The organism is Glaciimonas sp. OK215, assembly GCF_057787885.1.
The window spans coordinates 2,429,903-2,442,145 of the sequence record NZ_CM173544.1; the positions used below are offsets into that span (position 1 = coordinate 2,429,903).

The following is a 12,243-nucleotide window of genomic DNA, read 5'->3' on the forward strand; positions in this document are numbered from 1 at the left end:
CGATCCGGCATGTTCTGAACAAAACATGCCGATCCGTATGCGCCAGGAGTCTTATTTATAGCGCTGCGCCGCCGTCTGTAGCGACAGATGGGGCCCCATCGCCAGACGCGCTTCGGTAAAAGCATTCCATTCGGCGACATCGGGCAGCGACGGAATGGTCACCAATTCGTGTTGATCCAGGCCGGACAGCGCGGCATCGACCAGCTCGTCCGGCTGCATGACGATTTCCGTGGGCAGATGTTCAACCGGGACACCGGCATGGCCCCAGAACGGCGTGCTGATTGCGCCCGGCAAAACCGCCTGAACCTGGACGCCTTTGGCACTCAGCTCATGGTGCAGCGACTGGGTCAGGTTCAGCACGTAAGCCTTGGTGCCGCTATAGACGCCGTTGAGCAATTCCGGCGCCAGCGCAACAATCGACGAGATATTGATGATGATGCCGTTGCCGCGCGCGACGAAACCCGGTGCGGCGGCGCGCGCCAGGCGGGTCAGGGCGACGACGTTGAGCTGAATCATGTCTTCCAGTGCATCGGGATCGGAATCGATCAGTGTTGCCGTTGCGCCAAGACCGGCGTTGTTCACCAGCGCAGTAATGCTCTGGTCATCCAGCAGACGCTGTTCTACGCGGCGCACGTCTGCCTTGAGCGTCAAGTCGGCCTGGATGATGTCAATCTTGCGGCCGGTTGCGCTTGCCAGCCGCTGCGCGAGGGTTTGCAGGCGTTGCTGGTCCCGTGCCACCAGAATCAGGTCGTAGCCGCGCTGCGCCAGACGGTCGGCGTAAACGGCGCCGATGCCGGAAGAAGCGCCGGTGATCAAGGCGACGCCTTTGTTCGTTTGCGTATTCATTTGCATTCCTTTGGGTTGATTGGTAGTCGGTATCGCCTCGTTGGCATGCGCAGCCGAAGAGTTGATGACTTGAGTTTAAGGGTGTATGATTTGACCTGTATGACATATATACCTCGTTTTGGGACATCATGAAAAGAACGCTCGGCTTTGTCGTTTTCCCCGGATTCCAGATCCTCGATTTGGTTGCGATAACGGTTTTCGAATTGGCAAACGCCTTGCCCGGCGGGCCGTTTTACGACATTGCCATGCTTTCCGAGCATGGCGGTGCAGTCACGAGTTCGGCGGGTGTTCGGGTGGATACCAGCCCATTTGACCGGCGCGATTTCGATACGGTGATGGTCGCAGGCGCAATGCAGATGATTACTTCATCAACGCCATTCATTACGTTCATCCAGTCGGCCAGTGCAGCCTCGCGCCGAACCGCGAGCATTTGCACGGGAGCTTTTTTTCTGGCTGAGGCCGGCTTGCTGGATGGTCGTCGCGCCACCACGCATTGGGCCCAGGCCAGGGATTTGCAGCGCATGTTTCCGAAAATCCGGGTCGAGGAAGACCGCATTTTCATCCATGACGACAAGTACTGGACATCGGCCGGCATGACGGCATGCATCGACTTGTGTCTGGCATTGGTGGAACAGGATTTAGGCTTGGAGCCAGCGCGCGCCATTGCCAAAAAGATGGTGGTCTATCATCGACGCAGTGGCGGACAGTCGCAATTTTCAGCCTTGCTTGAGCTGGAGCCGAAGTCGGATCGGATTCAAAGCGCGCTCAGTTACGCCAAGCGCAATCTGCGCGGCGTGCTGTCGGTCGATGAGTTGGCAAATGCAGCCAATTTGAGCCGGCGTCAGTTCAGCCGCGCGTTCCGGATCGAAACCGGACAATCGCCAGCCAAGGCGGTAGAAACACTGCGGGTTGAGGCGGCCCGTTCCATGATAGAGCAGAGCAATCATCCGATCGATGTGGTCGCCAGGGAAAACGGATTTTCAGACCCGGAACGGATGCGGCGCGCATTTATTCGCGCTTTCGGGCAGCCGCCGCAGGCTTTCAAGCGTGCCGCACGGCTGGATGCGGCCTCTTAGATTGAGCGGTCAGGCATTATTGTAAGCGTGCTCCAGGAGCGCAATATTCAGCTTCTTCATTTGCAGCATCGCTGCAAAGGCTCTTTGCGACGCAACGGCATCCTGCCCACTCATCATCCTCATCAATACATTGGGAACGATCTGCCACGACACGCCGAATTTGTCCGTGAGCCATCCGCACTGCTGTTCTGCGCCGCCGACTAAAAGTTTCTCCCATAAATCATCGACCTCCTCTTGTGTCTCGCAGCGCGCGACAAAGGAAATGGCTGGGGAGAAGGTGAATTGCGGGCCGCCATTGAGCGCTAAAAATTCTTGCCCGTCGAGAATGAATTCGACTGTCATCACCTTTCCGGCTGGCAGCGGGGTACCTTCCGGGTAGCGGGTAGTGTTGACGATTCTTGAGTTCTTGAAAATGGAGACATAGAAGTTGGAAGCCTCTTCGGCTTTGCCATCGAACCAAAGGCACGGACCAATTTTCTGCATGTTGGTTGACTCCCGACGAAAGGTGGATTCAATCGACAACGACCGGGTGTACTCACCCTCTTACGGGGAGTGTAGGACAAATTCTCCGTTTGGCAATGCAGCGAGGGCGGTGTCCTGACAACTGAAGCGTAAACGGATTGTCTCAACGAGCCTCATAATCAGGGTAGTCCGATAACTGGTATGTTGACTGTCATCGATACAGAATTTACCGATCGTAAGGCGTCGCTCATCGACTGCCTCACACTGGCTAACCCGCTTATGAATGCCTTGTTGACTTTAATTATTATCATAGTCGCCATAGTGCTGGCGATCTGGATACCAAAGTTTCGCTTGAAACGCGCAATTCAATCCCGCTTTCCCGATCATTTTGTAGCAATTCTTGAAAAGAACATGCCAATTTATTCGAGAATTCCTATTGCGCTGCAACAACAATTGCAGCGATTGATTCAGCAGTTTCTGCATCAAAAGAGATTTTACGGTTGCGGCGGGCTGGAAATAACCGATGAAATCAGGGTCACGATAGCCGGTGAAGCGTGCTTGTTGTTGTTAAATCGCAGCTCACTTGTTTACCCTGAGTTAAGGTCGATTCTGGTTTATCCTTCTGCGTTCGTAGCGCCGAGGACGGAGCTAGCCCCGGGCGGGGTTGTGACGCACCGTGAGCAGGGCCTGCTGGGGGAGTCATGGGGTGATGGCCGGGTGATATTGGCATGGGACCATGTGCAGCGCGGTGCCAGAAATTTTACCGATGGGCACAATGTGGTCCTGCACGAGTTTGCGCATCAGTTGGATAGTGAGTCCGGCAGTACCAATGGCGCGCCGTTCCTGGGCAGCCTGTCGAGTTATCGAAGCTGGGCTGCAGTGCTCTCGCGAGAATTTGCAGCGTTGCAATCGGATGCCCTGCATCACCATGAAACGCTGCTCGACCACTATGGCGCTACAAATCCGGCAGAGTTCTTTGCCGTCGCAACCGAGACTTTTTTTGAAAAACCGGTGCAAATGGCCGAACAGCATCCTGAGTTGTTTGAAGAGCTGAATAAGTATTACCGGATTGATCCGCGACAGTGGCTGTAACTGACAAGCTATTCATCCATGCCATTCAGCGACTCGATATCCGCTATCGCCGTGCGCAACATCAGTTCGGACGTCGCCTCGTGCGGCAGTATGCCGACCACAATGGCGTCGGGGACAGATTTTTTCATCTGGCCATCGCGCTGGATGAAATATTCATCCTGATCATATTCGATCGTATACAACAGGCATTGCCCTTGGCTTCGCCTATATTCTTGTATGGACATATTGATCTCCATTTAGGTGATGCTGAACGTTCCTATTCTACTTCCAACTTGCTCTGCTAAACTTAACCGCACTGCACGTCAAGGAGAAACCGCATGGCAATATCACATCTTTCGTCTGGCGAGGTTGCGAGCCTGCTGCCACTCGGCGATAAACTTGAACAGACGCCGAGCACGGCATTTTTCAAGGCCGAGCGCCTCGAAGTCATGCGCATCGTTCTTCCGGCTGGGAAACGGATGCCCGAGCATGCGGTAGATGGACCGATAACGGTGCAATGTATCGAAGGGGAAGTCGATCTCGGCATGGGGGACACGCATACAGTCATTCGTACCGGCGACCTCCTTTACCTGGCGGCCGGGGTCCCGCATGAACTGGCAGCCATCCAGAACTCGTCGCTACTCGTGACCATCGTTCTCCTGTGACCGTCGGACGTGCCGGGTTAAATCGCTTTCATGTATCTAACGGCTCGCGTAGTAGCGCGCCGCGGCATCAATCTCTTCAGGTGTCATTTGCCGGGCCACGTTTCGCATTTGTTCGTTGATGTCATTACGTCTGGTGCCGCTGGCAAAGCCCAGCAACTCAGTGCGAATATAGGATTCGGGTTCGCCATCGAGCCGCGGTGTCGCTCGCGTGGTCGCCGTGGCAGGCAGCGCATGCTCCTTGTCCATGACAACCGACGCAAGCCTGGACGCGCGTCTCCATCGTATCGGGCACCTTTTCAGTGGGCGGCGCCACTGTCTGCGCCATACTCACGCCGTATAGCGATCCAGCCAGGCAGAATATCAATGGAGATACGTATCGGATCACGCTATTGTTCTCCCACGCATATCTGATTGGATGACTAATCCCGCAATCTGCATCCCAACCGGGATTGCAAGTGGCTACCATCTGACTACTTCGATGCAATGTACGCCAGACCGGTGAAAAATTCCAAAGAAATTTGGAATATGGATCAAATGCGACGTATCACTTTTCTTTGGCCTTAAGTCAACGCTATTCATGGTTTGATTTTTTGGGCAAATTTTTGATGTGCATCAAACGGGCCTGCTGACCGGGCTACTACTTCTAGCTACACTTAATCTAGTGGTGCTTAGCAGCCGATGCGTTACGACCGGTAGGTCAGAAGGTCAAAATACGTCCGGCCATCTGATCGTCGATTATAGACACACCGGAGAACGCAATGTTTGCATCCCTTCCGACCCAAGTGGCGGCCGCGATCAATTCGCAGTTGGCATCGCAACAGGAACTATGGGTTTCGCTGAACAATAAAATGCTTGAAAGCGTCGAGAAGTTTGTCAATCTGAACATGATTGCGTCTGCAGCGAGTCAGCAATTGCTGACCGCTGAAAATGCCCCAGGGTCCTGTTGGGTCAGCGCCAGCCATGTTGGACCGCTGTCGTATGGCTATCAAGTTGCGGACGTCGCTTGGTGTTTGTACGCCGAGCTTGCAAAATTGGCGCGAGCACGCGTCGACCAGACTAATCGAAAGATGGCGGAATTGTTTGAGGATAGGGCAAAAAATGCGCTCGGCGGCGCCGGCAGGATGGGTTCCATCGCCATGCCGATTCCTGGCAAGTCTTCGTCAGAGTCACCTGAGACAATTTCCCGGGAAAAAAATCCGATGCTGAATCCGCACAGGCAGTATCGACAGCCGAATTAAGAAATTAGAGGAGCTGATCATGCAATCGCCACGGCAGCGTAATGCGGTACGTATTATCCTGGACGAACACGAGCAGTTGTCGGCAGTGACTCGCGGCATGCTGCATTTCGTGCGTCTTATCGATAAAGGCGAGCAGGCGCCAGGGCTGATGGTGTTTCGCGCGATGCTCTACTACATACGGGAGTATCCAGAGCAGGTGCATCATCCAAAAGAAGACCAGTACCTGTTTGCGCGGTTGCGAGACCGGACCCACGAACTTGATGAGACGCTCGTCGAGCTGGAGTTCCAGCACGGGCAAGGTGAGGCGCTGGTGCGGGAATTGGAGCATGCACTGACCCGCTATGAGCTGCAGGGGAGTGCTGCATTTCCGGCATTTCGTGACCTGGTGGAGCGGTATGCCAAGTTTTATTTCAGACACATGCATTTGGAAGAGGAGGTGATTCTGCCTGCCGCCAAGCGTTTGTTGACGCCAGAGGACTGGGCCGTGGTTGACGCCGCGTTCGCTGGCAATCTCGACCCGTTTGTCGGGGCCGACCTGAAAGTGGACCTCGAAAAGCTGTTTTTGCTGATTGTTAATATTATTCCTGCACCGGACGGCGAGGAGGCTCCGATCTAAATTAAATATGCATGCACATGCTGTTCGTGTGCGATCGGAACGTTGTGACGGCGCAACGACGTTGACAAGCGTCGCACGCTTGCTTATTGTCAATTTATCCGAGCCCGATTCGGAACCTTTCAATAATAATTTCAATAATGATGAGAAGGGAACTACCTCGACATGGACTCGTTCATAACGCGATACCTGGGCACCAGATATTTCTATCTGTTAGCCGTCATCTTCCTAACGCAAATCTTGTTGAACTCACCGGTAGCCCATGCGCTGCCGGTGTTCGCGCGACAAACCGGACAAAATTGCATGGCCTGTCACGCCGGCGGGCAATTTCCGGAGCTGACTGCCTATGGGCGATTGTTCAAGCTGACCGGTTACACCATCGGTACGCGCACCGTTCCGCTGTCGGTAATGGGGGTCGCCAGTTTCACCAAGAGTTCGAATCCGGACAGCGACGTGGCGTTCGCCAAAGATGCGGTCGCCTTGTTCCAGACCGGCAGCGTCTTCGTCGCTGGCAAGATTACCGACAATGTCGGCGTGTTCGCACAAGCGACCTTCAATAACTACGACCATCAAAATCCGGACTCGGGTAAATGGCAAAGCAAGTGGGTGTCCGACAATTTCGATTTGCGCTACGCGGATCGATTCATCGATCTGAACCGGGACCTGATCGTCGGCCTGACCTTGACCAACAATCCTTCCATCTCCGACCCCTGGAATACCGCACCGGCGTGGATTCAATATGTCCCGACGGGCTTTGGAGTCACCGGACCCGACGCCACGCCGATCATCAGCCAGCTCGGCGCGCAGGTCGCCGGCGTGGGTGCCTATGCCTTCTGGAACCAGACCTTGTATGCCGAGCTGGCTGCGTATCAGACCGCCAACGGCGCCTGGTCGTTCTTGAGCCAGGGCACGTCGGATCAGGACCAGACCAAGCTCAGGGGCACCAATCCCTATTTACGGCTGGCGCTCAGTCACGACTGGGGGCCGCATAGTGCAATGGTGGGGATGTTCGCCATGAATGCCGACATCTACCCCGACAACCAGAATCCGACCGGTCCGACCACGCGCTTTCGCGACCGCGGGGTGGATGCGCAGTATCAATATCTGCTGGATCCGCATACCGTCACGGCACAGTTCAGCTATATCCGGGAAACCATCGCCAATGGCGACGTGACCGGCATTGCGGCCAATGGGTCGAATACCCTCAATCAGCTAAGGCTGAAAGCCAGCTATGTTTACCGGGCGAAATACGGCACCAGCCTGAGCTACTTCAGGACGACCGGAACGTCGGATGCGACCTTGTACCCGGATGTGGCCGCCAATCCCGGCACCCGCGGCTGGGTGCCCGAAGTGTTCTGGCTGCCGGTGCAATACGTCCGGGTTGGCGCGCAATACTTTGCCTACACCCAGTTCCACGGGGCCACCAGCAACTACGATGGGGCTGGCCGCAATGCGAAAGATAACAACACACTCTTTCTCTATGTGTGGGGAGCCTACTAAATGCATAGCTATGATGATCATCATCCCGTACCACGCATGGCCAAGACAACACGATTCGGGAAACTCAAGCGGAAAGGTGCTTATTTACCCCTTGGCGTGCTCGTCGTTGCCATGGTTGCCGGTTGTTCTTTGCCGGAACGGTCGCGTTCCCTGGACGATCCGAATGTCGCAGCCAAGACACTTGCGTTGCAAGTCTGTTCGAATTGCCATGGCGTTCAGGGCGTGTCCGTGTCTCCCAACTTTCCGCATCTGGCGGCGCAGTCGGAGCCGTATCTCGTAGCGCAACTGAAGTCGTTCAAGAGCCATGGCCGTTCGGACCCCGCAGGATTCGAGTATATGTGGGGCATCAGCGCCCGACTGAGCGACGAGCAGATCAACGGACTCGCCGCTTATTTTTCGTCCCAGAAGCCCGCTCCCGGAAAATCCGGAAATCCGGCGCTGCTCCACGCCGGCCAAACGATTTTTGAAAATGGCATAGCCGCCAGCAACACGCCGGCCTGTTCCGGATGTCATGGTGCCAAAGGCGAAGGCATTCAACAATTCCCGCGTCTGGCCGGCCAGCACGCCGACTATATCGTCAAGCAACTGATGGTTTTTCAAAGAACCGAGCAAAGGCCGGAAGGCGCCATGATGAAAGTTGTCACGCACGCCCTCACACCCGAGAATATGAAAAATGTCGCGGCCTATTTGGAGGCCATGCCACTTGCCCAATAACGTGTGCTGGCGAGTTGCCGCACCATGTCGTTTGGCGTATGGGTGCCACTAGTGCGGTCGGTGCGCTGTTCAGTGCGGTGACATAGACCGTCGCGTCCTGTGCTTAAAATCCAGATTCCCAATTGGCACAGGAAGTGCTAAATTAGTAAAAACCTGACTATTCAGTCAGGTTTTCCCGGGTTTCGAATCTGGAGCGATCATGTCTGACCATATCGTGCTTACGTCCCATTCCCAAGGCCGCAAGGAAAACGCCGCCACTGACATCCATTGGGGTGCCGCCAACGCAGAAGATCGCGGCCCGGTGGTTGCCAGCCTGACCAATTCGCAGCAACGCAATGCGATCGGCACGCACTCGGGCGCGTATGCGGTCTATCGCGCGCTGGCTATCGCAGCCGGGTCGCTCGCCCGCGAGCACCGGCCCGACCTGACCAATACGTCGCCGGCCGAGGACATCGGTCCGCATCCGCAATGGGCGTATCCCGACAAGATTGTGTCGCTCGACCCTTACGGCCACCTGGTCGGCAGCGTATTCGCGCAACAGATCGCCGCCGGCATGGACATCCGGCCGACGATTGCCATCACCAAAGCCCACATCAACATGCCGGAACTGAAGGATGCCATCGTCGCCGGCCGCCTCAAGCCCGATGGCCGTATCCTGTTTGCGAATGGCGACGTGCGCGTAACCAAAGCGGCGATCGACCCGGTCTGGTACCTGCCGGGCCTGGCCAAGCGTTTCGGCATCCAGGAAAGCGCGCTGCGGCGCAGCCTGTTCGAACAGACCGGCGGCATGTTCCCGGAACTGGTCACGCGCTTCGACCTCAAGGTATTCCTGCCGCCGATCGGCGGCATGACGCTGTATTGCTTTGGCGACATGAGCAAGCTCGGCCGGGAAGATACCCGGGTTGCCTGCCGCGTGCATGACGAATGCAATGGCTCCGACGTGTTCGGTTCCGACATCTGTACTTGCCGCCCTTATCTGGCGCACGGCGTCGAGGTCTGCATCGAGATGGCACAGCAGGATGGCGTGGGACTGGTGATCTACAACCGCAAGGAAGGGCGCGCATTGGGCGAAGTCACCAAGTTCCTGGTGTATAACGCGCGCAAGCGCCAGGTCGGCGGCGACCGCGCCGAGACCTACTTCGAACGTACTGAATGTGTTGCCGGTGTGCAAGATATGCGGTTCCAGGAACTGATGCCGGACGTGTTCCACTGGCTTGGCATCAAGCGCATCGACCGCTGGGCATCAATGAGCAACCTGAAGCATGGCGCATTGACCGCACAGGGCATTGAAGTGGTCGAGCGGGTGCCGATCCCGGACGAGCTGATCCCGGCCGACGCGCGGGTCGAGATGGATGCCAAGGTGGCGGCGGGTTATTTCTCGGCCGAGGCCGCAGTATCGAGCGAAGAGCTTACCGTTGCCAAGGGCCGGGGCTTGTCCGAATGAGCGCAATGATTTCGCCCGACAGCGGCTGGCATATGCCGGTGCCGGACAACCATCCGGCCGCACGGCTGCTGACTGCGCAGGCGGTGCGCCGCCAGTGTGCGCAGATCATGGCGCGGGCCGAGCGCGCCGCAGCCACCCATTTCACCTGGCATCCGGAGCGGCTGGAGCAGGTCGCTGCCTATGTGGCCGACACGATCAGGTTGCACTATCCGGACCTGGCGGTGCCGTATCACAGCCGCTGGAGGCATTTCGGGGCAGGCGGCATCGACCGCTGGCAGCAACTGGCGGCGCACGCCGGTTTGCACGGCAGCGAGCGCGCGCGCACCCGGATCGACCTGGTCATACCGAGCGTGCTGCTGGATGCGGGCGCCGGGCCGGACTGGCGCTACATCGACCAGTCCAATCAACTCCAGCTGACCCGCTCGGAAGGCTTGGGCGTGGCCAGCCTCGCGCTGTTTGCCGACGGCACACTGTCGGCTGACCGCAAGCAACCCTTGCGCACCGATGCGGCGGCGCTGGTCGCATTGTCCGAGCACACCGTGGCGGCTGCTTTCCAGGTCAGCGACAGCAATCCGATGGTGGGACTCGCGGGCCGGGTGCAGATGCTGCGCCGGCTCGGCGCAGTGGCCGGGGCCACGCCCGCGGTATTCGGCCCGACGCCGCGTCTGGGAAATCTGTTCGACTATCTGGCCGACCATGCACACGGCAAGGAGATAGAAGCTTCATTCATTCTCGAAACCCTGCTGCGCGCGCTGGGGGCGGTGTGGCCCGGCCGCATCCTGCTGGACGGCGTGTCGCTCGGCGATTGCTGGCGCCATCCGGACGTGGAGGGCGGCTTGCTGCCTTTCCACAAGCTCATGCAATGGCTGACTTACTCGATGCTGGAGCCGCTGGAAGAGGCGGGCTTTTGCGTCACCGGTCTCGACCAGTTGACCGGCCTGCCGGAATACCGCAACGGCGGCTTGCTGCTCGACCTCGGGCTGGTGCTGCCGCGCGATCCGGCTTTTTATAGCAGCAGCCTGACGGTAGATCAGCCGGCGGTGGTCGAATGGCGCGCGCTGACGGTGATCGCACTCGATCGCGTGGCCGACGCAGTGCGCCTGCAGCTGGGTGTGAGCGCCGAGGCGTTTCCGCTGGCGCGCGTGCTGGAAGGCGGCACTTGGGCCGCCGGACGCCGGATTGCGGCAGAACGACGGCCAGGCGGGATGCCGCCGGTCAACATCGTCAGCGATGGCACCGTATTTTGAGCAACACTGCACTAGTCCGGGAGATGCGATGACAACGAACCTGAACCTGATCAGCCACCCGCTGATCCAGCACAAGCTGACTTTGATGCGCAGCGAGGATACGACGACCGATAATTTCCGCCGCCTGCTGCGCGAGATCAGCCAGATGCTCGCCTATGAGGTCACGCGCGACCTGCCGACCGAGCTGGTCACGATCAAGACGCCGCTGGCGACGACGGAGTCGCCGGCCATCAGCGGCAAGAAGCTGTGCCTGGTGTCCATCATGCGCGCCGGCAACGGCATGCTGGATGGCATGCTGGACGTTCTGCCGGCCGCCCGTATCGGCCATATTGGTCTGTATCGGGATCCGGAAACGCTGGAACCGGTCGAATATTATTTCAAGGTACCCGAGGATATCAGCGAGCGCCTGGTGATCCTGGTCGACCCGATGCTGGCAACCGGGAATTCGGCCATCGCCGCGCTAAACCGGCTGAAGGAAACCGGCGCCGGCAGCATCAAATACGTGTGCCTGCTGGCAGCGCCCGAAGGCATCGCCGCCTTGAGCGCAGCGCATCCGGATGTGCCGATCACCACGACAGCGATCGACGAATACCTGACCGACCATGGCTATATCATCCCCGGCCTCGGCGATGCCGGCGACCGCCTGTTCGGCACCAAGTAAATCTGCGCGATGCAGCAGCCAGGCAAAGGACGCATTCGCCTTAGCAATGAAGCCGACATACTGCACGCGGCAGAATATGTGTTCGCCCGCGCCGGCTTTGTCGGCGCGACCGTGGACGAGATCGCACGGCGCGCGCAGATCCCTAAATCCAACTTGCATTACTACTTCCGGACCAAGAAGGATATCTATCGTGCGGTGCTGGCCAATACGCTGTCGCTCTGGCTGGCCGAGATCGACTGCATCCGCGAGGACAATGACCCCAGGCGCGCACTGTCGGACTACATCCGCGCCAAGATGAAGCTGTCCGCATCCCATCCCGATGCATCGCGGGTGTTCGCTAACGAGATCCTGCACGGTGCGGCCGAGATCGGCGATTATCTGCGCGCTGACCTGCGTGCGCTGGTCGACGCCAAAGCCCGTGTGATTGAACGCTGGATCGCCGATGGCAGAATGGCGCCGGTCGATCCGCGCCACCTTTTCTTCACGATCTGGGCTGCAACCCAGACCTATGCGGATTTCGAGCCGCAGGTGTGCGCGGTACTGGGGGTGAAGCGGTTGGGGAGCCGGCAAATGGCGTCTGCGACCACGCACCTGACCAACCTGTTGCTGCGCGGCTGCGGGCTGGACACTATAGAAGATGTTGCTTGCTGAACCTGTTTTCTCGTGGCATCTTTTTGCGTGCCAACCACTTCCGAAATCCGCAGCC

General features: G+C 57.9%; 14 protein-coding genes and 1 pseudogene. 11 read left to right on the top strand and 4 right to left on the bottom strand.

The window, feature by feature from the left end; translation table 11 throughout:
* Window positions 1–51: 51 nt before the first annotated feature.
* Complete coding sequence (locus AC3CHX_RS10900; RefSeq protein ID WP_488644033.1) at window positions 52–846, bottom strand: SDR family NAD(P)-dependent oxidoreductase; 795 nt, start codon at window positions 844–846, stop codon at window positions 52–54.
* 128 nt (window positions 847–974) lie between these two features.
* Here AC3CHX_RS10900 and AC3CHX_RS10905 point away from each other — a divergent pair, with 128 nt between their 5' ends.
* Window positions 975–1,922, top strand: coding sequence for a GlxA family transcriptional regulator (locus AC3CHX_RS10905; RefSeq protein WP_488644034.1), 948 nt, complete (start codon window positions 975–977; stop codon window positions 1,920–1,922).
* 9 nt (window positions 1,923–1,931) lie between these two features.
* On the opposite strand, the gene AC3CHX_RS10910 is transcribed toward AC3CHX_RS10905, so the two are convergent.
* Complete coding sequence (locus tag AC3CHX_RS10910; RefSeq protein ID WP_488644035.1) at window positions 1,932–2,405, bottom strand: VOC family protein; 474 nt, start codon at window positions 2,403–2,405, stop codon at window positions 1,932–1,934.
* Window positions 2,406–2,585: 180 nt separating this feature from the next.
* On the opposite strand from AC3CHX_RS10910, the gene AC3CHX_RS10915 reads away from it, so the two are divergent.
* Window positions 2,586–3,476 carry a M90 family metallopeptidase gene (locus AC3CHX_RS10915; protein WP_488644036.1) on the top strand — a complete coding sequence of 297 codons (891 nt, stop codon included), beginning with the start codon at window positions 2,586–2,588 and terminating at the stop codon, window positions 3,474–3,476.
* A gap of 8 nt (window positions 3,477–3,484) precedes the next feature.
* Here the strand turns inward: AC3CHX_RS10915 and AC3CHX_RS10920 are convergent, their stop codons facing one another.
* Window positions 3,485–3,700 (bottom strand): hypothetical protein, encoded by a 216-nt coding sequence (locus AC3CHX_RS10920; protein WP_488644037.1) that lies wholly within the window; start codon window positions 3,698–3,700, stop codon window positions 3,485–3,487.
* Window positions 3,701–3,793: 93 nt separating this feature from the next.
* On the opposite strand from AC3CHX_RS10920, the gene AC3CHX_RS10925 reads away from it, so the two are divergent.
* Window positions 3,794–4,120, top strand: coding sequence for a cupin domain-containing protein (locus AC3CHX_RS10925; protein ID WP_488644038.1), 327 nt, complete (start codon window positions 3,794–3,796; stop codon window positions 4,118–4,120).
* A gap of 36 nt (window positions 4,121–4,156) precedes the next feature.
* On the opposite strand, the pseudogene AC3CHX_RS10930 reads toward AC3CHX_RS10925, so the two are convergent.
* Window positions 4,157–4,352 (bottom strand): annotated as a pseudogene (locus tag AC3CHX_RS10930) (c-type cytochrome); the annotation flags it as partial.
* A 526-nt stretch (window positions 4,353–4,878) separates the two neighbouring features.
* Between AC3CHX_RS10930 and AC3CHX_RS10935 the strand changes: the two are divergent.
* From AC3CHX_RS10935 to AC3CHX_RS10970, 8 genes are all read left to right on the top strand, one after another.
* A complete protein-coding gene (locus AC3CHX_RS10935) occupies window positions 4,879–5,358 on the top strand; it encodes a hypothetical protein (protein WP_488644039.1) in 480 nt (159 codons plus the stop codon).
* 19 nt (window positions 5,359–5,377) lie between these two features.
* A complete protein-coding gene (locus AC3CHX_RS10940) occupies window positions 5,378–5,974 on the top strand; it encodes a hemerythrin domain-containing protein (protein WP_488644040.1) in 597 nt (198 codons plus the stop codon).
* Window positions 5,975–6,136: 162 nt separating this feature from the next.
* Window positions 6,137–7,471 (top strand): cytochrome C, encoded by a 1,335-nt coding sequence (locus AC3CHX_RS10945; RefSeq protein WP_488644041.1) that lies wholly within the window; start codon window positions 6,137–6,139, stop codon window positions 7,469–7,471.
* Window positions 7,472–8,185, top strand: a complete 714-nt coding sequence (locus AC3CHX_RS10950; RefSeq protein ID WP_488644042.1) for a c-type cytochrome — start codon at window positions 7,472–7,474, stop codon at window positions 8,183–8,185.
* A 199-nt stretch (window positions 8,186–8,384) separates the two neighbouring features.
* Window positions 8,385–9,629 (top strand): GTP cyclohydrolase II, encoded by a 1,245-nt coding sequence (locus AC3CHX_RS10955; RefSeq protein ID WP_488644043.1) that lies wholly within the window; start codon window positions 8,385–8,387, stop codon window positions 9,627–9,629.
* Window positions 9,626–10,876 (top strand): DUF1688 family protein, encoded by a 1,251-nt coding sequence (locus tag AC3CHX_RS10960; RefSeq protein WP_488644044.1) that lies wholly within the window; start codon window positions 9,626–9,628, stop codon window positions 10,874–10,876. The genes AC3CHX_RS10955 and AC3CHX_RS10960 overlap by 4 nt, the downstream gene beginning before the upstream one ends.
* Window positions 10,877–10,904: 28 nt before the next feature.
* On the top strand, window positions 10,905–11,537 hold the full coding sequence (gene upp, locus AC3CHX_RS10965) for a uracil phosphoribosyltransferase (RefSeq protein ID WP_488644045.1): 633 nt from the start codon (window positions 10,905–10,907) through the stop codon (window positions 11,535–11,537).
* Window positions 11,538–11,546: 9 nt separating this feature from the next.
* Window positions 11,547–12,188, top strand: coding sequence for a TetR family transcriptional regulator C-terminal domain-containing protein (locus AC3CHX_RS10970; RefSeq protein WP_488644046.1), 642 nt, complete (start codon window positions 11,547–11,549; stop codon window positions 12,186–12,188).
* Window positions 12,189–12,243: the final 55 nt, after the last annotated feature.